The sequence below is a fragment of the Niallia taxi genome, assembly GCF_004005475.1.
GTDB classification, from domain to species: Bacteria; Bacillota; Bacilli; order Bacillales; family Cytobacillaceae; genus Niallia; species Niallia taxi.
On sequence record NZ_RZTZ01000001.1, the window covers coordinates 336,069 to 359,886 of the forward strand.

The 23,818-nt window shown below is 37.3% G+C and carries 23 protein-coding genes; 7 read left to right on the forward strand and 16 right to left on the reverse strand.

The window, feature by feature from the left end; all coding sequences use genetic code 11:
• Positions 1-280 precede the first annotated feature (280 nt).
• The 3 genes from def (at position 281) to rnjA (ending at position 3,447) form a co-directional block, all read left to right on the forward strand.
• On the forward strand, positions 281-835 hold the full coding sequence (def, locus tag EM808_RS01780; RefSeq protein WP_127734941.1) for a peptide deformylase: 555 nt from the start codon (positions 281-283) through the stop codon (positions 833-835).
• A gap of 732 nt (positions 836-1,567) precedes the next feature.
• On the forward strand, positions 1,568-1,780 hold the full coding sequence (locus tag EM808_RS01785; RefSeq protein WP_127734944.1) for a DNA-dependent RNA polymerase subunit epsilon: 213 nt from the start codon (positions 1,568-1,570) through the stop codon (positions 1,778-1,780).
• Positions 1,780-3,447, forward strand: coding sequence for a ribonuclease J1 (gene rnjA, locus EM808_RS01790; protein ID WP_127734948.1), 1,668 nt, complete (start codon positions 1,780-1,782; stop codon positions 3,445-3,447). The genes EM808_RS01785 and rnjA overlap by 1 nt, the downstream gene beginning before the upstream one ends.
• A 40-nt stretch (positions 3,448-3,487) precedes the next feature.
• Here the strand turns inward: rnjA and EM808_RS01795 are convergent, their stop codons facing one another.
• From EM808_RS01795 to EM808_RS01815, 5 genes are all read right to left on the reverse strand, one after another.
• Positions 3,488-4,147, reverse strand: coding sequence for a potassium channel family protein (locus tag EM808_RS01795; protein WP_127734951.1), 660 nt, complete (start codon positions 4,145-4,147; stop codon positions 3,488-3,490).
• 130 nt (positions 4,148-4,277) lie between these two features.
• Positions 4,278-6,104 carry an ABC transporter ATP-binding protein gene (locus EM808_RS01800; RefSeq protein WP_127734954.1) on the reverse strand — a complete coding sequence of 609 codons (1,827 nt, stop codon included), beginning with the start codon at positions 6,102-6,104 and terminating at the stop codon, positions 4,278-4,280.
• A 17-nt stretch (positions 6,105-6,121) separates the two neighbouring features.
• Positions 6,122-7,867, reverse strand: coding sequence for an ABC transporter ATP-binding protein (locus tag EM808_RS01805; RefSeq protein WP_127734957.1), 1,746 nt, complete (start codon positions 7,865-7,867; stop codon positions 6,122-6,124).
• A gap of 260 nt (positions 7,868-8,127) precedes the next feature.
• On the reverse strand, positions 8,128-8,592 hold the full coding sequence (locus EM808_RS01810) for a TlpA disulfide reductase family protein (RefSeq protein ID WP_127734960.1): 465 nt from the start codon (positions 8,590-8,592) through the stop codon (positions 8,128-8,130).
• 64 nt (positions 8,593-8,656) lie between these two features.
• Positions 8,657-9,199, reverse strand: coding sequence for a peroxiredoxin (locus tag EM808_RS01815; protein ID WP_127734963.1), 543 nt, complete (start codon positions 9,197-9,199; stop codon positions 8,657-8,659).
• A 279-nt stretch (positions 9,200-9,478) separates the two neighbouring features.
• Here EM808_RS01815 and EM808_RS01820 point away from each other — a divergent pair, with 279 nt between their 5' ends.
• On the forward strand, positions 9,479-10,336 hold the full coding sequence (locus EM808_RS01820; protein ID WP_127734966.1) for a mechanosensitive ion channel family protein: 858 nt from the start codon (positions 9,479-9,481) through the stop codon (positions 10,334-10,336).
• 63 nt (positions 10,337-10,399) lie between these two features.
• Here the strand turns inward: EM808_RS01820 and EM808_RS01825 are convergent, their stop codons facing one another.
• From EM808_RS01825 to EM808_RS01845, 6 genes are all read right to left on the reverse strand, one after another.
• On the reverse strand, positions 10,400-11,530 hold the full coding sequence (locus tag EM808_RS01825; RefSeq protein WP_127734970.1) for an N-acetyldiaminopimelate deacetylase: 1,131 nt from the start codon (positions 11,528-11,530) through the stop codon (positions 10,400-10,402).
• 93 nt (positions 11,531-11,623) lie between these two features.
• On the reverse strand, positions 11,624-12,334 hold the full coding sequence (gene dapD, locus EM808_RS01830; RefSeq protein ID WP_127734973.1) for a 2,3,4,5-tetrahydropyridine-2,6-dicarboxylate N-acetyltransferase: 711 nt from the start codon (positions 12,332-12,334) through the stop codon (positions 11,624-11,626).
• 115 nt (positions 12,335-12,449) lie between these two features.
• Positions 12,450-13,355, reverse strand: a complete 906-nt coding sequence (locus EM808_RS01835; RefSeq protein WP_127734976.1) for a LysR family transcriptional regulator — start codon at positions 13,353-13,355, stop codon at positions 12,450-12,452.
• Between the two features lie 129 nt (positions 13,356-13,484).
• On the reverse strand, positions 13,485-13,919 hold the full coding sequence (gene cbpB / locus EM808_RS01840; RefSeq protein WP_127734979.1) for a cyclic-di-AMP-binding protein CbpB: 435 nt from the start codon (positions 13,917-13,919) through the stop codon (positions 13,485-13,487).
• Between the two features lie 69 nt (positions 13,920-13,988).
• Entirely contained in the window at positions 13,989-14,132 is a 144-nt protein-coding gene (locus EM808_RS28435; protein WP_164849547.1) for a hypothetical protein, read from the reverse strand.
• A gap of 114 nt (positions 14,133-14,246) precedes the next feature.
• The gene (locus EM808_RS01845; RefSeq protein WP_127734982.1) at positions 14,247-14,483 is read right to left on the reverse strand and encodes a YkuJ family protein; all 237 of its coding nucleotides are present in this window, start codon (positions 14,481-14,483) and stop codon (positions 14,247-14,249) included.
• A 243-nt stretch (positions 14,484-14,726) separates the two neighbouring features.
• On the opposite strand from EM808_RS01845, the gene EM808_RS01850 reads away from it, so the two are divergent.
• A complete protein-coding gene (locus EM808_RS01850) occupies positions 14,727-14,960 on the forward strand; it encodes a glutaredoxin family protein (RefSeq protein ID WP_127734985.1) in 234 nt (77 codons plus the stop codon).
• A gap of 30 nt (positions 14,961-14,990) precedes the next feature.
• On the opposite strand, the gene EM808_RS01855 is transcribed toward EM808_RS01850, so the two are convergent.
• Together EM808_RS01855 and EM808_RS01860 are read right to left on the reverse strand one after the other, a co-directional pair.
• Positions 14,991-15,608, reverse strand: a complete 618-nt coding sequence (locus tag EM808_RS01855; protein WP_127734987.1) for a DUF3993 domain-containing protein — start codon at positions 15,606-15,608, stop codon at positions 14,991-14,993.
• Between the two features lie 170 nt (positions 15,609-15,778).
• Complete coding sequence (locus EM808_RS01860) at positions 15,779-16,996, reverse strand: EAL domain-containing protein (RefSeq protein WP_127734990.1); 1,218 nt, start codon at positions 16,994-16,996, stop codon at positions 15,779-15,781.
• Between the two features lie 211 nt (positions 16,997-17,207).
• Here EM808_RS01860 and EM808_RS01865 point away from each other — a divergent pair, with 211 nt between their 5' ends.
• Positions 17,208-17,936: a C39 family peptidase gene (locus EM808_RS01865; RefSeq protein ID WP_127734994.1), complete on the forward strand. Its 729-nt coding sequence runs from the start codon at positions 17,208-17,210 to the stop codon at positions 17,934-17,936.
• Between the two features lie 76 nt (positions 17,937-18,012).
• Here EM808_RS01865 and EM808_RS01870 read toward each other — a convergent pair whose 3' ends face one another.
• Entirely contained in the window at positions 18,013-20,157 is a 2,145-nt protein-coding gene (locus EM808_RS01870) for a putative bifunctional diguanylate cyclase/phosphodiesterase (RefSeq protein WP_191965135.1), read from the reverse strand.
• A 308-nt stretch (positions 20,158-20,465) separates the two neighbouring features.
• On the opposite strand from EM808_RS01870, the gene EM808_RS01875 reads away from it, so the two are divergent.
• Positions 20,466-20,933, forward strand: coding sequence for a YkyB family protein (locus EM808_RS01875; RefSeq protein WP_127734997.1), 468 nt, complete (start codon positions 20,466-20,468; stop codon positions 20,931-20,933).
• A 97-nt stretch (positions 20,934-21,030) separates the two neighbouring features.
• On the opposite strand, the gene EM808_RS01880 is transcribed toward EM808_RS01875, so the two are convergent.
• Positions 21,031-21,936: a chemotaxis protein gene (locus tag EM808_RS01880; RefSeq protein ID WP_127736653.1), complete on the reverse strand. Its 906-nt coding sequence runs from the start codon at positions 21,934-21,936 to the stop codon at positions 21,031-21,033.
• A 269-nt stretch (positions 21,937-22,205) separates the two neighbouring features.
• A complete protein-coding gene (locus EM808_RS01885; protein WP_127734999.1) occupies positions 22,206-23,510 on the reverse strand; it encodes an MFS transporter in 1,305 nt (434 codons plus the stop codon).
• Positions 23,511-23,818: the final 308 nt, after the last annotated feature.

The window sequence follows — 23,818 nt, forward strand, 5'->3', positions numbered from 1 at the left end:
CTCTTCTTAAAACCGCAAATCTATTGATGTTTTGTTGTATTTTTTGTATAACTACTCTATTCTGCCATTTGTGAAACAAGTGAGCAAATTCCACTTGCATCACAAATAGTATGTCTATTAAAAACTATTCACATCTCTTCTTTTATATTACTAATTCTAGCATTTTATTTTTCCACTATTGTTTTTAGAAGACATGCTAAGGATTAACTTTTTATAATTTGTCTGTTAGACTTAGTATCGTATTTAATCATAATGTAGAAGCAAAAAGGAAGTGATCTGTTTGATAACGATGAAGGACATCATTCGCGACGGTCATCCGACATTACGTAAAGTAGCGGAAGAGGTTTCCATTCCTGCAAGCAAGGAAGACAAACAAATATTAGAAAGCATGATGGAATATTTAATAAACAGCCAAGACCCGGAAAAAGCGGAAAAGTTTGAGCTTAGAGGCGGAGTGGGCTTAGCAGCACCACAAATTAATGTACCGAAGCGGATGATTGCTGTCCATGCAAAGGACGAAAACGGCCAGCAATTCAGCTACGCCTTGTTCAACCCTAAAATCCTCAGCCATTCCATTGAAAAATCTTATTTGACTGGCGGGGAAGGCTGCTTGTCAGTTGATGAAGCAATACCTGGTTTTGTACCTAGAAATGCAAGAATCACTGTTAAAGGAATTGATCTTGATAACAATGAAGTAAAGCTAAGACTCAAAGGGCTTATGGCTATCATTTTCCAGCACGAAATTGACCATTTGAATGGTGTCATGTTCTATGATCATATAAATACAGAAGCACCTTATACACCTGTCGAAAATGCCATACCAATAGATAGATGATATTTTACAGCCTTCAATAAACCCGGACTTCTTATGTGAAAGGTTCGGGTTTTTTGCTGTTTTCACTTTACAGCTTCGTGACAGAACGTTAATTTGCTTGCATCCACTGCTCGCCTATTTTTCTAAAACTTCTATTATATGTAAGAAACATTGCTAGTGTCACATATACTAACAGTATAAGTACAATTGAATTTTCCTCCTTTATATCTCCCAAATGACATAATTTTCTCGTTTCCGGACAAAATACACCATATAATCAAAGGAAAGCTTTACTTTGTACAAGAATGGTTTAAAATAGGAAGTAAGGAGATGATCCACTATGTTAAAAAAGCTTCGTCAAAAGCTTCGTATACAGTGGAAAGATTTGTTGCGTAAAAAAACAATTGCTTAAAACATAACCGATTGTTCCATTAGGGTCTGACCTCATTTTGCCAACACGCATATAAAATGCCTTTTTAGGGTATCTATGTGCATGTAGATTGCCAGAGGGTTGGGCCTTTTGTTTATTTTAGAAAAGTGTTCCGTATACCCCCTCCAAAACTTATTATTTTTGGAATAAGTATGCTATTATACGATTATCTGGATTTAGGAGCACTTGCATTAAATCCTTATTTTCATCACAATTAGCTTACATATCTTTACAATAAAGCGATTTCTATATAGAAATACATGAAAAACATGTTAATTTTTTATATAATATAAATTAGATACTATTTTTAAGGAGCGATTCACATGGTCTACAAAGTTTACTACCAAGAATTAAAAACAGAGGTACCAGTAAGAGAAAAAACAAAAACAATCTACGTAGAAGGCGTATCAGAAAGAGATGTCCGGACTAAACTAGGGGAAAAACCTTATAATATTGAATTTGTATGCCCTGTAGATGGAGCATTTTTAGATTACGAAAAACAAAATGAAGATTTTAGAGTATTGGAGATTGAATAATGAAATTTGTTAAAAACGATCAAACAGCTGTATTTGCTCTAGGCGGACTAGGGGAAATCGGAAAAAACACATACGGTGTGCAATTCCAAGATGAGATCATTTTAATCGATGCAGGGATCAAGTTTCCGGAGGACGAGCTCCTTGGTATCGATTATGTGATACCTGATTATAGTTTCCTAGTAAAAAATGCAGATAAAATTAAAGGTTTATTTATCACACACGGACATGAAGACCATATCGGAGGCATTCCTTACCTGTTAAGACAAGTAAATATCCCTTTATATGGCGGAAAGCTTGCACTTGCGCTTGTGCGCAACAAGCTAGAAGAACACGGATTGTTAAGACAAACAACTATGCATGAAATTAAAGAAGATGATGTCATTAAATTTAGAAAAACATCTGTTTCCTTCTTTAAAACAACACATAGTATTCCTGATTCCTACGGTATTGTTGTCAAGACTCCTCCAGGCCAAATTGTTCATACAGGAGATTTTAAATTTGACTTCACACCTGTTGGCGAGCCTGCGAACTTGACGAAGATGGCGGAGATCGGAAAAGAAGGAGTGCTTTGTCTGCTTTCTGACAGCACAAACAGTGAAGTGCCTAACTTCACTATGTCTGAACGAAAAGTCGGTGAAAGCATCCAAGATATTTTCAGAAAAGCGGACGGACGTCTTATTTTCGCTACTTTCGCTTCTAATATATACAGACTTCAGCAAGTTACAGATGCTGCCGTAGAATTCGGACGTAAGGTTGCCGTATTTGGACGAAGCATGGAAGCTGCCATTAATATTGGACTGGAGCTTGGATTTATTAAAGCACCGAAAGAAACGTTTATTGAACCACATCAAATTAATCGTTTACCTGCAAATCAAGTAACGATTCTTTGTACAGGAAGCCAAGGAGAACCGATGGCAGCAATGTCCAGAATTGCAAACGGCACACATCGCCAAATTCAAATTATCCCTGGAGATACAGTTGTCTTCTCGTCTTCACCGATTCCTGGTAATACATTAAGTGTTAATAAAACAATTAATCAGCTTTACCGCGCTGGTGCTGAGGTTATTCACGGACCTTTGAATAATATTCATACATCTGGTCACGGCGGACAGCAAGAGCAAAAGCTTATGCTCCGATTAATTAAGCCAAAATTCTTCATGCCTATTCACGGTGAATTCAGAATGCAAAAAATCCATACACAAACAGCAATTGATTGCGGTGTGGAAGAAGAAAATTGCTTTATTATGGACAATGGCGAAGTATTAGCTCTATCGAGTGATACAGCTCAAGTTGCAGGAAAAATCCCTTCTGGTTCCGTTTATATTGACGGCAGCGGAATTGGCGATATCGGCAATATTGTATTACGCGACCGTCGCATCTTGTCAGAAGAAGGACTTGTTGTTGTTGTTGTCAGCATCAACATGAAGGACTTTAAGATTTCTGCTGGACCTGACCTTATCTCAAGAGGATTTGTGTATATGCGCGAATCAGGTGATTTAATCAATGATGCCCAATCATTAATTAATAAACATCTGAACAAGGTTATGGAGCGTAAAACTACACAATGGTCTGAAATTAAGAATGAGATTATCGACACACTTTCTCCGTTCTTATATGAAAAAACAAAAAGAAGACCGATGATACTTCCTATCATCATGGAAGTTTAATAAACAACAAAAAAGGCTCAGCAGCTGCTGAGCCTTTTCTTTATGACATCACTTTCTTTTCAAATCGATTAATATCAGAATCCGCACCTATAACAATCAGGATATCATTCTGTTCAATCGGCTCATTCGCTTGCGGCGAAACAATAATATCATTTTCTCTTTTGATGGCCACAATTGTTATTCCATACCTTGCCCGTATGTCTAAATCGACCATTGTACGCCCTGCTAAACGGCTGCTTGCTTTGATTTCGACAATACTATGCTCATCAGAAAGCTCCAGATAGTCAAGAACGTTATTTGAAACGATATTGTGGGCAATTCTTTTTCCCATATCCCTTTCAGGGTGGATAATGGAATCTGCGCCGATTTTTTTCAGCACTTTCTCATGATAATCATTTTGTGCCTTAACAGTTATATTATTTACACCCATTTCTTTTAGAATCAGTGTCGTTAAAATGCTCGCTTGAATATCATCACCTATTGCCACAATAACATGCTCAAAGTTCCTTATTCCGAGACTCTTGAGCACATTTTCATCCACTGAGTTTCCCACAACTGCATGTGACACAATATTAGCATACTCATTGACACGCTCCTCATTTTTGTCAATGACCATCACTTCCATGCCTAGTTCCATCAATTCTTTACATATGCTACCGCCAAAACGGCCAAGACCGATTACTGCAAATTCCTTCTTCATGTATTTCCTCCAAGTGTTATTACCTTATTTTATAATAATAAAGGAATAGCTCGCAATTTGCCAGCAAGACTAATACTAGAAAAAGAAACAAAAAACACCATCTTAACAAACAAGACAGTGTTTTATAAAGCTATACAGCATTAAGCATTTTAAACTGTGCTTCTACCAAGTGATAATAAATACCCTTTTGCTCCATTAATTGTTCATGTGACCCTTCCTCCATTATACTGCCATGGTCTAAAACAACTATCTTATCAGCATCTCTTATCGTTGATAGCCTGTGTGCAATCATGATTGCAGTCCTGCCCTTAAGCAGCGTTCGTAATGCTTCTTGAATCTTAAGTTCTGTCTCTGTATCAATACTTGCTGTCGCTTCATCTAAAATCAATATGCGCGGATTTGCCAATAACGCTCTCGAAAAGGATAATAGCTGTCTTTGCCCAACAGATAGAATATTCCCCCGCTCTTCTACCTCTGTCAGATACTTGTTTGGAAGTGCCTCAATAAAGGTATGTGCACCAATCGCTTTTGCCGAAGCAATTACTTCCTCATCCGTTGCATCCGGTCTGCCAAAACGAATATTCTCCATTATAGTACCAGAAAAAATAAATGTATCCTGAAGAACGATACTAATTTGCTTACGTAATGACTGCAACGAAATATTTTTTATTTCCATTCCGTCTACCGTAATTTCTCCTTTAGTCGGATCATAAAAACGGCTTATTAAATTAGCAATCGTTGTTTTTCCAGAACCAGTATGACCAACAAGTGCAACCGTCTCTCCAGCTCCTATAGTCAAATCGACTCCGTTTAAAGCCTTACGTTTGCTTGTATAAGCGAACTCAACGCCTTTAAAGCAGACCTGCCCCTTCATTTCATCAACAATAACGGGATTATCTATTTCTGATACATTAGGTTTTTCATCTAAAAACTCAAAAATCCGCTCTGATGATGCCATCCCCATCAGCAGCTGGTTATACACCATACCAAGCCTTGAAATTGGTTCCCAAAACATGCCTAAATAAAAGGCAAAGGAAACAAAAACTCCAATCGTCATACCATGCTGAATTAAGTAAGCACCATACCAAATTAGCACGGCTGTTCCGATAGCATTTGTTATTTCCACAAATGGGCGGAACATGGCATTTTGTTTGGACGCATTCTGCCAGCTATCAAAATTCTCTTTGTTTAGCCCATTAAAAAACATCATATTTGGCTTTTCCTGTGTAGAAGCCTGTGTAACTCTTATTCCTTGAATGCTTTCATTTAGATGGGAGTTAAGCTTTGATTGCTTCAGTCTCACTAACTGCCACGATTTCCTGATTTTCCGCCTTAATGCTGTTGAGATAAAGAACATCACTGGGATAATTACTAATACAGCTAATGCTAATTCAGGGCTTAAGGAAAGGAGAATAACAAATATGCCAATCAGCAGGATAATATCCATTAATAAGTTAATAACACCATTTGTAAACAGCTCTTGCAGGGAATTAATATCATTTAATATTCTAACTAGGATTGATCCTGCAGACCGTTCATCAAAAAAACGGTGTGACAGCTTTTGAACATGTGTAAAAAGATGCTTACGCAAATCGTAAATCACATTTTGACCTAATGTATTCATCCATTTAATACGATAGAAGTTTGCTGCATAGGATGCCGCATACATTGCCCCTATCAGCAACACCAATAGTGTGAGCTGACCTCCATCCTTATTAATGATCGCTTGATCTAATACGTAAACACCAATTAATATTGGAATAATAAGCCTAACTGCTGTCGTAATAAGGACCGTGATAATCGACAATGGCAACAGATTCTTTTGATATGGTTTCATATAGCTAAGTAAACGCCACATTTGCTTCCAGTTAAACGGTTTCTCAATTACCTCTTCTGTCGTGTATTTAAACCTATTTAAAATTAGGGCTTCCTTGCTATCCGTTTTTTGGTTACTCATTCTATCCCCCCTGTTCCTTATGCATTTATTATCTTTTTCTGATCTTTGAACTGAATATCGTAAATTCTCCGGTAAGGACCATGTTGAGTAATCAGCTCCGCATGGCGGCCTCTTTCCACGATATGCCCGTCATCTAGTACTAGTATTTCATCAGCATGTTTAATAGATGAAATACGATGGGCAATGATAAACGTGGTTTTATTTTCCATGATTGCATGTAATTCCTTTTGAATGGTGAATTCTGTCTGCATATCTACAGCACTTGTGGCATCATCAAGAATAAGAATACTTGGGTTAATACAAATAGCTCGAGCAATAGCAATCCTTTGCTTTTGGCCTCCAGACAGCCCTAAGCCTCGTTCACCAAGCATTGTGTCATACCCATCTGGCAGCTCCATAATAAAATCATGTGCTTGAGCAAGCTTTGCGGCATGGACAATTTCCTCCATCGTACTTTCAGGCTTGCCATAAGCTATATTGCTTTTTATAGAGGAGGAAAATAAAAACGATTCCTGTGACACTAATCCGATATTGCCGCGAAGTGATTCAATTTCATATTCCTCTACATTATGTCCGTCAATAAGCACAACACCGTCTGATGCTTCGTAAAATCTTGTCAGCAGCTGTGTTATACTAGTTTTTCCAGATCCAGTACCGCCGATCAAACCAATGGTCTTGCCTGGTTGTGCACTAAAACTAATTTCATTAAGTGCAAAGCCCTCTTTTGTTGCATATTTAAGGCTTACATTACAAAACTCTACTTCTCCCTCAAGCTTCTCTGCATGTTTAGCACCTAACTTATCTGCAATCAAATAATCCTTTTCTAAAATCTCCAACAGTCTTTCTCCAGAAGCCTTAGCCTGCGAGAATTGATTGACGACGAAGCCTAAGTTCATGATTGGCCACATAATATAGCCAAGCAAGCTATAAAATGCAACAAGTTCACCTGGCTGCAGACTGTCATTGATCACCAAATACCCACCATAGGCAATTAAAAGCAAAACGCTTACATTTCCTAAAAACTCCATTAACGGAAAGTACTTAGACCATATACTTGATGTAAATAAATATTGATCTTTATAGTCTCCGTTTGCTTTATTAAACTTTCCAACTTCGAAATCCTCTCTTGATAGAGATTTCACTGTATTAATACCACTGATATTTTCTTGCACCTTCGTATTAAGAATTCCAAAGGACTTTCTTATTCCTCTGAATGCTGGATGGACAGCTTTGTCAAACTTATATGTAACGACAGCTAAAAAAGGAATCGTCACAAGTGTGACCAATGTCAATGAAACAGAGTAATTCAACATAACAACAAAGCTGACAGCAATCAACAGCACAAACCGGATTAGTTCAGAAAACCCTGCAGATAAAAAAAACCGAAACCCTTCGACATCTGCAGTAAGCCTTGACATCAGATCGCCTGTTTTTGCATTATCATAATAAGAAAACGGCAGATACTGTAGCTTTTTGTAAAGTCCATTTCGTAATAGATAGACAGAGCTGATGCCAAACATATCACCTGTATATTGGTAAATGTAAGTCGCAATCCCTTTAACAATCATGACAGCAATAAAGCCGATAGACAAATACGGTATCCATCCATATTCACCTTTTAAAACAACTTCATCAATTGTGAGCTGCAGTATGATCGGATAAACAACCGTAATACCTGTTACGACAATCAAAAAGAGAATCGAAATAATAAAATACTTCTTAAATGGTAAATAGTAAGACTTTAACTTTTGAAATGTTTCCAAGACCTTGCTCCCCCTCTACCTACATCATTGCACCCCAGAGATAAGTTAAAAGCAAAAAAAGTTGCACTATTAATATAACGGTTTTCGAAATATTAATCTACAGTTTTTGGAAGATAATTTTAGAAATTTTTCGAAATAATAGTTATTTTTATTTACTGCATCATTTAGTACCTCCGTATATAGGGATGCTGAATTTATTTAAACATAAAAAAACAACCTCCTATTTGAGATTGTCTCTAACCGCATTATCAAGCTTGCTATTATTCTTTTTCAGCAGGATTTGCTTGATCATCAAGCACTCTATTAACCCGCTTTTCAAGCAGCTTTATTCCGCTTCCGCCAGCTTGATAATGTCTCAGCTGACCTGTCTTATCAAAAACATAATATGCTGGCACATATTCGTTTTCGAATGCTTCTGTCAATTTATGCTCACCGTCAACAAAAATTGGCTGGGTAATTCCAAGCTCTTCAGCAGTCGCTTTTATCTTATCATCGTTCAAATCTGCTTCTGATCTAGGCATATGTACCGCCATAAAATTCAGCTTCTCACTGTATTCATCTCTAAAAATATTAATTTGCGGCATAGATTCTTTACATAGGTAGCAACTAATAGACCAGAAATGAATTAAGGTTGGTTTTTCACCAAGCAGGTCGGTTTTTGCTACTTCTCCGTTCAGCCACGCTGTTGCTCCTGTCAATTCAGGCATTTGCTCACGCAATTTCATTTTTTAACCCCCATTATTTCCATCACATTAAAGATTCACTAGTCAGGTTCCTCTTGGCTGCACATTATAATGTAGCTTGGCCTGGCTTCCAGTTAGCAGGACAAAGGCCACCAGTTTGAAGTGCTTGAAGAACTCGCAATGTTTCATCAACGTCGCGACCAATATTGTTATGATTAATAACGGAATACATTAATTCACCTTGCGGGCTGATAACAAACAGACCTCGAAGTGCAATTCCTTCCTCTTCAATCAGAACACCATATTCTCTTGATACTACATGGTTTGTATCTGCTGCAAGAGGATAATTTAATTCACCTAGACCGTTTTCTTTACGATTTGTTTTAATCCATGCTAAATGGGTGTGAATGGTGTCTGTAGAAACACCAATAACCTCCGCATCAAGGTCTTCAAATTCATCATAGCGGTCTGACAAGGAGATAATTTCTGTCGGACAAACAGATGTGAAGTCCATTGGATAAAAGAATAATACGGACCATTTATCATTTTTCATATTTTCTTCCAGGCTAACTATACCAAATTCTTTATTTGGTAAAACTGCTTCCATCTCAAATTTAGGTGCTTGCTTGCCTACCATCCGTTCTGGCATTACCAATTACCTCCCGAAAAATGATTTAATTGAGAATACATCAAGTTAAATCCTGCATTTGTCTTATATTCCCTATTATAGTTATTATATATTTTGTCGTCAACGCTACATAATAATAACTTCAATTAGCTAATGATTATTAATAATATTTTTAATCACTATTGGGGAAAATACTTGTATTGCCAACTGAGTATCTCTTTATACGTTTATCTGTGCTATATTAGGGAATAAGTTAAAAAGCTTTTAACTCGGATTACATAAATAAAGGACGTGCAGTAAATGAACAGTGTTTCTGATATTCAAAATTATTTTGAAAACTTCAATTATGCAGGCTTGCTTGTAAGTGTAGGATTAATTCTGCTAAAGCTCCTGCTGATTTTTTGTATCTATTTTATTATTAAAAAAATTAGTGTCGTATTTATTTCAAAGCTTTTTGAGACATATACGAAAAAACATGCCATTTCATCTGGACGTGCCTATACTTTAGAAAGTTTAACCAAAAATATTCTTTCTTATCTTCTTATTTTTATTTTGGCTGTCACGGTCCTCCAAACTTTTGGTATTGATGCTACCGCTATCCTTGCTGGGGCTGGAATAGTTGGTCTCGCTGTCGGATTTGGGGCACAAGGTCTTGTAAGTGATATTGTAACAGGATTTTTTCTGCTACTAGAAAAACAGCTGGATGTTGGGGATTCCATTACAACTAGCACCTTCTCAGGAACAGTTGAGCAGGTAGGACTACGAACGACACAGCTGCGCTCAGCAGATGGGACCCTGCATTTCATTCCAAACAGAGAAATTAAAACATTGAGCAACCATTCCCGCGGAGACATGCAAGCACTTGTGGATGTCATCATTTCTAATGACAATAACATCCCACAGGTTTTGCAAACATTTCAGGAAGAGTGCGACAAAATTCGGGAGGAAAGCAATGTTATCACAGACGGTCCAAATGTGATTGGCATTCAGTCCTTTGCAAGCACTAGTCTGACCATCCGCATCATTACGAAAACACTTAACAATGAGCAATGGGGTATCGAAAGGCTGATCCGTCAAAGAATGCAGGAAACTATTGACCAAAAAGAAATCAAGCTGCCGTCACCAGCAACTCTTGCATTGGAGAAAGGCACTAAATAGACAAATAAAACCATCCTCAGTCTGTTAATGTCAGACAGTCATGAGGATGGTTTTTCTTATGAATTACTCCTTATTCCCTTTAAATTGTAAATAAGAAGTAATCATATTAATAGCTGTCTCTAATGCTTCTTCATCTGGATTCAGCTTGCTGTGATGCAGACCGTAAGGAGAATTGACACCAAGCCAAAACATAAATCCTGGAATTTCCTTTAGCATATAGCCAAAGTCTTCTCCTGTCATCGCTTCCTTACATTCAATTAGCTCGATATTTGTTTCGCTTCGAATAAAGTTCATAAATTCTGCAGTAATTGCTTCTTCATTATAAACCTGATAATAACCACTGCCGAAATCAATCGTACATTCACATTCATATCCAGCCTCTATTCCTTTGACAAGAGCTTTTACCCTATCCTTGACCTTTGTCATAGATTCAGCTGAAAGTGTACGCATTGTTCCTTCCAATCTTGCTGTTTCTGCAATTACATTTTGAACAGTACCACCAGTTATTTTCCCAATCGTTACAACGGCACTGTCTAGAGGATCGATATTTCTTGAAACAATGGTTTGGAGCTGGGCTACTAAATTACATGCGGCCACAACCATATCATTCGTTTGGTGCGGATAAGCAGCATGTCCACCTTTACCTTTCAGGTCGATGAATAGTTCCGACGTGTTGGCAAAAAGCAAGCCAGGCTTCACTGCGATTGTCCCAACAGGATATTCAGGTGCTACATGGAGAGCGATAATAATATCTGGCTTCCATTCCTGCATGATCTCACTTTTCAACATTGGTTCCGCACCGCCTGGTCCTTCTTCTGCCGGCTGGAACACAAAAAGCATATCATCATCAATTGGATTTTCCACGATATTAGTTAATACACCGAGGGCAATTGTCATATGAAAATCATGACCGCAAGCATGCATTTCCTTTTCATGATTTGAGGAGAACGGCAATCCTGTCTCTTCTTTAATTGGAAGCCCGTCAATATCTGCTCGATAGCCGATAAGTCTGACAGGTTTCCTTCCAAGCACCTTAACAAAAATCCCTGTTTTCCATTGTTTAATTTCAATACGGTCACTAGGTAATGAACGAATATAGTTTAACAGATAGGCCTGTGTTTTATATTCTTGAAACCCTAGTTCAGGAATTTGGTGCAATTCTCGTCTAATTTGTATATAATCGGTTTTTGCCACCCTTTTCTCCTCCAGCTTATAGGTATTAGTTCGACTTAAAAAACCCTATTAAAGAGAAAAGCGCGGAAGTGAGTTCCCACGCTTTTGTCTGTATTATAATTTACGAAGCTCTTGCATAATTTCTGTTTTAGATTTTGTCTTTTCATCAATTTCTTTGATAATACGTGCTGGAGCACCTGCAACCAATGTGTTTGCCGGAACATCTTCAAGCACGATGGCACCTGCCGCAACAACAGCACCTTTACCAACAGTAACACCTTCAACAACAACTGCATTTGCACCGATAAGAACATCGTCTTCCACGATAACTGGTTTAGCAGAAGGTGGCTCGATAACACCTGCAAGGACTGCTCCTGCACCTACATGGCTGTTTTTACCAACAGTAGCTCGTCCACCAAGAATAGCACCCATATCGATCATTGTACCTTCGCCGATGCTTGCACCGATATTAATAACAGCACCCATCATGATAACGGCATTGTCACCAATTTCCACTTGGTCACGAATAATTGCACCTGGCTCGATACGAGCTTTGATGTTCTTCATATCTAATAGAGGGATAGCTGAGTTTCTGCGATCATTTTCCACTACATAATCAGTGAATTTTTCTTTATTAGCTTCAATCACTTCACTAATATCAGACCATTCGCCAAATACAACACCAGCATCTCCGCTAACAAAAGATTGAATTTTTTCACCGAAGTTAACTTCAGATAAGCTACCTTTAACGTATACCTTTACAGGTGTTGATTTTGTACTATTTGCAATAAATGAAATAATTTCATTTGCATCCATCATTTTCATCTTGTTTACCTCCAATATGTATATATAACACTAAGCATTACTTTACCAAACAAAAGCATAGAAGACAAGCAAAAAACAACAACCCACCTTGAAGCTATGCTAGCAAATCAAGGGTCTAAAAACCCTGTTTCTTTTCACAACTATTCTCCCCTGCCACATATTCGTCGATAATATCAAGAAACGCCTGCACTTGCTTCAGCTGAAATGCAGCCTCATAACCAATAAGCCATGTACTTCGGTAAATCGGAGTATCCCGTTCATCTTGTAGAGGGACTTGAAAGAGGTTTTCATTTGCCTCCTGAAGTGCAATGCCAGGCAAAATACTATAGCCAATTCCATTAAAGGTTAATTGCTTGCATGTTTCGATTTGATCAACGTAAATGGTATTTTTAGGAGGAGCAGGAAATTGTCTGTGCCACCATTCTTGAATTTCCTCATAATAGCTGGAATCGCTTTTAAATTGTATAAATGGTCTGTCTGTATCCATCAGCTGATCAAGGCTTGAAATCTTACTGTCCACTAAATAGAGAGGATCATCGAACAAGTGCTTTTTAGCACCTTTCCAATCAGATCCTCCTCTGATTATTCCAAGGTGTATGCTGCCATCAGCCATTGATTTCAATATTTCACTGCTCCAGCCAGTTATTAAGGATACTTTCGCCCTTGGGTAGCTTTTAATAAATTCCTTTAGCACCCCTGGCAGCCAATTCTGACCGACAATACTGGCTGCAGCAATACTTAATGTCCCATGAACCTCGCCTCTTAATGCGTGAATCGCTTCTTTCACCTTTTCTTCATTGCTGATCGTGTCAACTGCAAATTGTGCCACAAGCTCCCCGGCTGCTGTCAATGAAAGCCCTCGTTGTGACCTGATAAACAGCTTGGCTCCCCATTCCTTCTCAATGTTCTGCAAACGCTGGGAGAGGGCTGGCTGAGATACAAACAGTTTTTCTGCCGCTTTTCTCATATTCATTTCTTGGGCTAAAACCTTTAACAATTGCAGCTCAGATATTGTTGACATAAAGTACCTCTCTTTGTTCATGCAGATATTGGCTTGCGGAAAACGATTTGTAAGTCGATGGATAATGCAGATATGCCTTATAGGGGAATAACACTAGGGAAGCCTGAAGAATCGAAGCTTGCACAAAGTCTATATTTCCAAAAATGTATTTAGTCTTTTTAGGACAGACCTTCGAGTCAAAATACCATCAAAAAATCCTTCATCATCCTCAAGGCAGATAAAGGGATTATCAGTTAACATTTCCATCATGTCTTTCAATGCAGTATTTGTATTTGCCCTAGGGACAATCGTATTCATAATAGTTTCTACTTTAATACTATCTAATTTTTCAAATTCAATGCGCTCTAGCCCGAGGATACTTTCCATAATAATGGGCGTGCTGAGCAAGCCATGGAGCTTATAGGAAGGATCTAGTACAGGTATGGAAGAATAGCCGCTTTTCGTCAACACTAAAAGAGCATGCTCTAAATTATTACCAACTTGCACATGGGCAACACGTTCAGAAGGAATCATTAATTCTTTCACTGTAATGTCTAAAAATTCTCCGTTGTGTATGCTGGTCATAGCCGAAAACTCCTCAATAGTTTATTTTCTACTCCACTATCTTACCATAATTTTCGGCCATTTGCTCATTTAACCCTTGCTCGTTTCAATGTTACGCTGATTGTAGCCACAATTTGGACAAGTGTAGATAACATTCTGATTGGACTGTGCTGTAAGGACATTTTCTAATGATTCCTGCTGTTGGCATTCTGGACAAGTCACTGTAATTTGCATGTGATTTTCAGCTCCCTTCAAACGTTCTCTGTATTAGACTGTTGCATTACTGCGCAATTATGCACGGTTAATAACACAAAAAAGAGCCGTATAAATACGGCTCCTTTTTTGTAATTATTGAATAAGGTCAAAAATTTCAATTGTAATCATATCAATATTGTCGAATTGATATCTTTTTGGCTTTTCTTTATCGTTGTATACTTCCAACTCGTATGTTTCTGTTTTTGGATGGAATGTAACTTGGCATTTTCTTTCGCCGTTCACCTCAAAAAAACGTTGGGAAGGTTCTCCCCCTGTTGATTGTTCTTGTAAATTTTTCAAACGTGTTAATATGCCTTGAAGCTGTGACATGCTCTCTCTCCTTTCAAACAAACCCATATACTTTATAGGTTTAACTATTAGCATGTTTCTATACACTTTCCCTTTAAATTAAAGCAAGCTTTCTTGCTTTGTGTAAATGCCAATAATAACAGAATAAAATATTGCGGGGTGTTTGTCCAAGTAAAATTGAAGAATGAGCAAATCTTTTTTTTTATGACCATATAATATGCTATGATAAAACAATATATCAACACATAGATGGAGGCCGTTTTTTTGAAAAAAATCACAATGTATACGCAGCCGGATTGTCCGCCATGTGAATATGCGAAAACATTTTTAAAGGAAAAAGGATTTGAACTGGACTTAAGGGATATCCAAAAAGATGCTCGTGCAAGAAAAGAACTTGTGCAAAAATATCAATGCTATTCTACTCCTACTTTCATCATTGGCGAAACAGTAATCGCTGGCTTTGACCATGATAAACTTCAGGAGGTTCTTGGCTTTTAAGAGCAAATACCTCTGCTAAGAATGTTAAAATTAATATTTTGCAAAGGGAGTGCTGAGAGAAATCTGGATTTCAGCAAAAATCTCTTTTCCCCAATTTATATTCAGCAATGACAGCACACCGTTTTGATGCTTGCTGTCATTTTCTTTTTCCTCTTTTAGATAATCAACTATTTCCTCATTTGTAAGCTGGCTTGATACCTTCCATTTGTCATTTGTTTTCTCCAAAAGAAGTCCTTCATAATGATCCTCATAGTATAAAGGGCCGTCCTCTGGAGCTTCAAAATATTCGTATACATAAATTTGATCTTGCTGAATATCTATTTCTGTTTTTTCTGAAAACTGAAAAAATGGAATATAGTATGGAGCAAAATCACTGCCGTATGTAATAAATTTGCCATTCTCCGTCACGAGGTTAGCTTCAAGAAAACTGTCCTTATACTTATTAGAAAAATAGGGTGTTAGTATGGAGTTTACTTCTTCCATTTCTCTATACCTTTCACTTAATGATACTTGGGCTTTAAATGCATCTTCCAAAAATTGCAGGACTTCTCCTCTTGTTGACAATTCTTCCTTTTCCTTCGCTAGTGATGGATGTGCAAATGCAAGGGCTAGTACTAAAACAAAAATACTGATCATCGTCTTTTTCATTTGCCGTCTCCCCTTTCTCTATGTTAATGATAACAATAATTACTTCGCTGTATTCCTATTTTCGTTCGTAAAATTCCGAACTGGTTTGACAAAATTCTCTCTTATAAGACGTATACCCCAAAACAAGGCAATATAACGTTAAACATAAAAAAAGACCCTAATATAGGGTCTTAATTAAGCAATACTTCCATTTTATCGAGGAAGTTATAGGAAAGATCGATAAAAAGAAACTCATTAGCATCAAGAGGATAGGAAAATGTCCTAACGGTTCCGCCTGTTTCAATGTCGCTGTATAAATCGGACAGGATGCCTTTTTTTTCATTTTGCATCCTGATGATATTTTCTAGGAAATACGGGCGCCAGCTCCAGTTTTTATTTACATATTCATCCTGCAGAACCCAAATGTTGTTGTCATAAAAGATATTTGCTGATTTTTGAAAGCCGTCTTCATCACATACATACATTCGAAAGGCAACATCTGTCAGTTCATTTGACAGGCACTTCAACAGTTCTTCATAGCTGCTGTATTTACGGTACTTCTGCAATAATTCGTTTAGCTTAATTTGAAATTTTGCTGTTAACTGAAGAATAGATGTCAGCTTTTTCTTTTCATATGAGATAAATTCATGAAATTCGGCACCTAATTGGCTTTTACGGATTGCTGGGTCAATAAAATATTCTCCAGGATGGTGCAAGTAAAACCCTTGATAAAATCGACCGCCATTTTTCCAAGCAAATTGAAGCTGGTGTACCATTTCAATATTTTCAAACAAGAGGTTTGCGCCTATTTTTCTGGCAAGCATGGACAGAGAATAAAGAACATTTTGATACATATGGGAAGTTGATGTGGAACGAAGCGCTAAAAGATCGATTTTCATAATATCTGGAGCTAATTCCCCAATTCGATCAATATAGCTGCTTTCACTTCCCATTTTATCAATAGCAATCTTTATGCCAAATGTACGGTAATAAACAAGTAAATGATCAAGATGTTGTGATTGACCAGTATAGTTCCGTTCTGATATTTCAAGTACAATCCGCTTTAAATCCATGCCCCGTTCTTCGTACGACATAAGCATTTGCAGAAATTCCTCCCCATCATCATACATAAGGAGATCAGCATCGCGATTGATGAAAAGCAGGAAATCTCCTTTAACCTCTGTCGCTTTATCCAATGCCTTTGTCAATACTGCCTTGTCTACTTCATTTTTATATTCTTCTGGTATTGACTCATCTAAAAAAAACGGACCTAAGCTTTCTATCCCATTTATCCCGTTATATCTTCCTAATACTTCATATCCAATTACTTTATGTTCATCAGCACTAAAAATAGCTTGGAAATAAGGGATGACATTTTCTAGATCTGTCAAAATATCTAATGCGTCCATATTTTGATCAGCCTCCCCATAAATAATGACTTATTATACCATACAATGTGGTGCTTTTTCCCTTGAATAGACATGTAACAGCATATTTTTTTGAATATTTAGCCTATAATCACGATAATTCACCTTTATTGGAAATGATCTGTCCTCATAAACAACCTGAAAACTCATATCCTAATGTTTATAGGAGTCGGCAATCGAAAGTAGGTTGCCTATGAGTCATTTCAAATTGTTTTTTCTGATGGTGCTTCTGATAACATCCTTGGAGCCAGAAACCAGGTTCGATATTGCTTCCATTGCATCCGCTGAAGGTGCTCAAGCAACGCCTGTAGCCTCTCCTCAAACGGGCAGGTCTATCAGGCTTAATGTACCATTAATTAAGCAGAATCCAGACTTAAAGTATGGTTGTGAGGTCACCAGTTTGGCTATGGTGCTGCAATATGCAGGTGTAAAGGTCACAAAAATGGATTTATACAAAAAAGTAGCCAAGGATTCTGACCCTCTTGTCAAAAAAAATGGAGATATTATTAGCTGGGGTGACCCGGCAGTCGGGTTTGTTGGAGATATGACAGGTCGAAGAAGCGGCTATGCTGTTTTTGATCAACCAATTGAAGATTTAGTGAATCATTATTTGCCTGAGAGGGCCGTTAATTTAACCAATCTTTCTTTCTCCGCTGTTGAAAAGCATGTATCTGATGGTTTTCCTGTTGTAGTTTGGACCACTGGTGACTATAGGCTGCCAGACAGATGGGAATCTTGGGAGCATAAAGGAAGAACCATTAAAACACCACTTGACCTTCATGCTGTTGTACTAGTTGGCTTCGACAAAAATTATGTTTATCTCAATGATCCGCTGTCAGGAAGAAAAAATGTGAAGGTAAATAAAGCGCGTTTTATTAAATCATGGGCAGCGTTAAAAAATCGTGCTGTCAGCTATAGATAAATGTTGCCATCCTTGGAAATCATCTAAGGATGGCAATTTCAGTTGGGGAAGGGCTGAATTCTTCATACCCTTTCCTTTAATTTATTCCATTATCCGCACTTTCATTCCTATTTCCAACGTTTGTGCGGGACAATAAAAACTTCTCCACTTCACTAGCTGGAAGTGGTCTGGAATAGTAAAAGCCTTGTGCCTTATGGCAATTTGCTGCTATCAGAATATCTGCCTGCTCCTGACATTCTACTCCTTCGGCAATAACGTCCATCCCCAGGTTTTTTCCTAAGTGAATGATGGTTGTAATAATCGCTGCATCCTTAACATTTTCCAATACATCTCTGACAAATGATTGATCAATTTTTAAAATATCGATTGGAAATTGCTTTATATAGCTTAACGAAGAATACCCCGTCCCAAAATCATCAACAGATATGATTACACCAAGCTCCTTCAATTTCCTTAATACAGGAATTGCCTCCTTTGAATTATGCATGGCGCCTTCTGTTATTTCGATTTCAAGCAAGTTTGCCGGTATATCATTATTTATGATCGCTGACTTAATGATATCGACAAAGTTAGGTTGTTCGAATTGTTTGGGAGAAATATTGACTGCAATGCGGATGCCATTGCCAAAAGCCTTCAGCCAGCTGCTGATTTGCTTGCATGCTGTTTCAATGACCCAGTTTCCAATTGGAATAATAAGGCCTGTATCCTCTGCAAGGGGAATAAATTCTCCAGGAGAAATGAAACCTAATGTAGGGCATTCCCATCTGAGCAGTGCTTCTACACTCTTAATTGTCATGTCCTTTAAGTCGATTTGAGGCTGATAATATAAGGTCAGCTCTTCGTTTTGTACAGCTTTCCGTAAATTTGTCTCCATTGTTACAATGTTTGTTAAGGTAATATTCATATCAGACCGATAAAATTGATAGTGAGCTTTGCCTCTTTCCTTCACTCTGAATAATGCTTCATCTGCATTTTTGATGAGCGTGCCTTCATCCTTCCCATCATTCGGATACATACCTATGCCTATGCTTGGGGTAATATAGTATTCCTGTGAATCCAAGTAAAAGGAGCTTGCAAATCTTGACAGGATTGCTTGAGCGAAAGAGGTTGCCTTTTGCCTCGTGATGTTAGCAAGAATAATAATGAATTCATCCCCGCCTTGCCTATACACATGACAATCCCCATTATTAAATTCTAACAGCCGGTCTGCAACCTTTATCAATATTTGGTCGCCTACTATATGACCAAATGTGTCATTAATATATTTGAACCTGTCTAGGTCAATTGTCAGCAGTGCAATTTCTGTTCCATTTTCTTTCGCTTTCTTTATTTCCATATTTAAATCTTCCAACAACGCCCTTCTGTTATACAGTCCTGTGAGCTGATCATGGAAAGCCATGTATCTGATTTTTTCTGCTGTTTCTTTTTTCTCTGACATATCTCTTAAGATGATATACATTCCTTGTGCACTATTATTTACAAGGATAGGAATAATTTTAATATGGAGATTAAGGACATGACCATTCTTCATTTTTAACACACTGTCAATCGACTGGGACAAATGTGTCAACCGGCATTTTCTAATTTGATCCTTAAAGTATGGGAGGCTGTCTTCATCAATTAATTCAAAAATGGACCTGTTTAGAATCTTTTCTAACGTGTATCCTGTCAGCTTTTCCCCGGCTGGGTTCACCGTATAGATGGAACCAATTAAATCGATTCCTAGAATGGCATCAAGGTTGTTGTCGACAATGGAGCGAATTTGCTGTTCTCTCTCAATGAGCCTCTGTTTTTCTTCCTGTAGCTTTGTTACATCTCTTGTCACAGACACAATAAATTTCACAGACCCGTCTGTATCCAAAATAGGTGTCAAAACAGACTCCCCGTAACGCTTGATTCCTTCTGGCAAGATGACTTCATCAGAAAAAACACGCATTGCTTTGGCGTCATAAACAATACCATATTCTTCTTGAAGAGCCTCGGCTAAACTTGGTGAAAGAACCTCCTGCAAGGATTTTCCAATATAGTTTGGCGCGAGTTTCGCATGCGCATATGCAGCCTCATTTGCAAAAACATAAGTAAAAAGCGGTCCAGGCTCTGCCTTCATAATGTAAACCATATCATTTATATGCTTAAAAATGATTTCAAATATGATTCTCTCAATTTGACTGTTGATATTTTTATGATTTTCATCATTTAGGATCTCATATAATCCATTCATTTGTATCATCCTTATTCTACTTCTCTCACTGCTACTAACTGTTAATTATCCTCTAAGGTATAAAATAAAAGCTTAACGGTTAATATAATTGAATACTAAAACTATTTTATTTACGACTTATTTATACAAGATGCTTTATCTAATTTTTCTTAGTATAAATATCGGCGCATAAAGACTAATGTTTATATTCTCCTTATAAAAATAAACTGTCAATTATTCACTATTGATTTTAGAAAGGATTTCTTTTCTTTTGGAAAAATAGTATAATAGCTTGTATTCATACTCTACTAGAAAGGAGTTCAAAGATTATGCACAAGCATCCGTCAAAAATGCCGCAATTGAACCCAACGATTGACAACCTCTCACAGTCCATTTCAGTAGTTAATCGCCATGCTAAAACAGCAACAGATCCAAAGTTTCTTTACAAGCTAAAACAAGCTAGCCTGCAAAAACTGCTGATTGAAGGTAAAGCAAAAAAAATCGGACTTCATTTTTCAGGCAATCCAAGAAACAGTCAGCAGCAATCTGATATATTGGTACAATGTGGAGAATATACCTTCCACCTACCTCCAACAAAAAAAGATTTTGAAGAACTGCCCCATCTTGGCTCCTTAAACCAAAATGTCAGGAATCCGAAATCGACCATTTCCCTTAATCAGGCAAAAAAACTGCTCATTGCCTATACTGGATTAAAAGAAGACAAGCCGGATCAAAACAAACCTCAAAACAAACGTTATGTGAAGCCTGTTTTTAAAAAGCTCGGTGAAAACTACTAAATAATTATGCAGGAGTACTCAGCCTGTTTTTATCTATGATAAATAAAAAAAGTCTGCATGGACCCGGATTATCCGTTTCGTGCAGACTTTTTTGTTTTTAAAGAATATGCTCATCAACAAGCAGGATCAATTCAGCGATTTCTGGTTTGCTGACTTGAGCGTTTGCTCCAACTCGTTTTCCTTTATGTCTTAAATCTTCTGTAATTAACGAGGAGAAAATGATAACCGGCAATTGTCCCAGGTTCGCATCCTCTTTGATTTTTCTTGTTAAATGATGGCCATCCATTTGCGGCATTTCTATATCTGTAATAACAAGCTGGACAATATCTTCTACGCTTTTGCCTGAATCATTAATTCCTTCTAAATAATCGTATGCTTCTCGGCCGTTTTCAAAGAATTGCACCTTATCATATCCTGCCTCTGACAGCGTATCCTCCAGCAGTTTTCTTAATAATGGTGAATCCTCAACAACGATAAGCTGTTTATTGCTTCTTTCACGAGCACCTAATCTTTTCACTTGCTGCACATTAATGCCTGAATCTGGGTTAATGTCTACAACAATACGTTCAAAATCAAGCAACAAAATCATTTCCCCGTTCAGCTTAATAACACCAATGATTTGGCTTTCAGCTCCTTGGTACATTTCAGATGGCTTTTCAATGTCTTCCCATGAGATACGATGTATCTGGGAGACATTATGTACATGAAAGATAATTTTTGTTTTATTAAACTCAGAAACAATAAACTTATCTTTCTCTGGCTCCTCTGAAGGCGGTAAACCAAGAGCATTTGCCAAGTTGACTACAGGCAGAACCTCTCCTCTCAGCTCCATGATGCCCTCTACATTAGGATGGGCATGGGGAATAGTTGTAATCGGTACTGGGTTAATGATTTCTTTTACCTTGATAACATTAATCCCAAATTTATTTTTACCTACCCCAAATTCGACGATTTCTAATTCATTAGTACCTGTTTCTAACAAAATGCCTTTATCTTTGTTCATCATTCTCGTCCTTCCTACTTGAGCATAATCTTCCTATACGTTATATCGTTGCTATTAAGTGTAAACTTAATCAATTATTTTATAATTGGCAAAAGTTTTTATCTGTGTTTGCCTTGAATCCTTCTTTATATCGGCTGTTTTCTGATACTGTGAAGACTGTGCTTGAAATATTTTCAATCCTTTTACCAAAAGCATCATCACTCTTTAAAACAACAATGAAAAACCCAAACTATTCTCATGATAGTTTAGGTCATTCTAAAGGAAAATATTTAATTAGTACTCTTTTGCACCTTCCCATGAATGATTAGGCCGATGACTGTTAAGATAATCAGTGAGCCTAATGCCATTCTGCTTGCAGTATTGCCTAAATCAGCAAAGATAAAGGTAATGCTTCCATATAAGAGTGGTCCAACAATTGATGAAACCTTACCTGAGAAGGCAAATAATCCAAAGAATTGGCCACGTTTTTCTTCTGGCGTAATTTCAACAATATAAGCTCTTGATGTAACCCACATACTTCCAAGCGCAATACCAAACATGCTTCCTGCAACCCAAAACTGTAATTCGTTCCATGCAACTGCTGCGATAATCAATGCCACTACAAGAAGAATCCCTACAATTCGGATTGATTTGTAAGCACCTATTTTCTTAGCAATATAGCCGAAAATAAACGATCCGATAATGCTTGATAAGGTGGAGACCAAATATAGAATGATAAACTTTCCTGTCGAAATACCGACTACTGTATTTGCATAAACAGCCATTACTGCGATGGTCGTTGCGACCGCATCATTTAAAAAGAAATAAGCAATCATGAATGTGAAAATTTCACGGTATTTTCGAGCCTGTTTAAACGTTTCAAATATTTCCTTATAGCCAGAAAGAAAGGATTGCTTTTCGGCAGTCTGTTTTGGAGTGTCCTTAATGATAAAGAAAAGCGGTAAAGACAATAATAGAAACAACACCCCTGTTGGGATAAAGGAGCGATAGAAATCACCGTCACCGACAAACAAGTAGACGGCAAGGCCAATTAATGTTCCCATATAGCCAACAGCTACACCAAATCCCGAAATAAGTGGCATTTGCTCTTTCGTGCCTAAATCAGAAATCATCGCATCATAAAACACAAGACTAGAATGATAGGCAAACTTAGCAAAAACAAATAATAATATGACGAAAAATAATGACATTGGAATACCCATTATAGAATCCTCGAAGGTTATCCCCCCGACAACTCCCATTAGAATGGTACCAAGAACAGTAAGAATGGTGAATATAATAATATATTTCTTTTTCCTGCCGGTTCTATCCATTAAAACGCCAAATAATGGCGAAAATAAAACCAACAAAAAGCTTGCTACTGCATTGGAATACGTAATTACAGTACTAGCTATTTGTTCTTGAACTTTATTTGTTCCGATGATTTCTTGTAAATATAATGGGAAAAATATCGTATTAATATTGGAAGAGAATATTGTGTTTGCCGCATCATATAGGGCCCAAGCGAGTATTGGCAAGGAAAAATATAGTGCTGTACCACGCAATTTCTGTGATTGTGTTTTTGATTGTTCCATAAAGCTAATTGACCTCCTTCGTTTCAAAAAAATTTGTTTCAACATTTACTTGCAGACGGAGATCCTTTGTTTTCAACCAACAGTTTTCATACTCTATACATTTTTGGAAATTCTCCCCTCCTTTTCCATCATATCTGCTGCAAAGTGAGTAAACAACCCTTTTTATGTAAAAAAACTGTAATAGCCTTCATTTTCTTCCTCCTATTCAGGAGCATTAAATGTATCATCTTTGTGAACATTGCTCTAAAATCAAATCGGTTTTCCTATTAGTGAATAAAATATTCTATAAAGAGTTTTATAGCGAATAT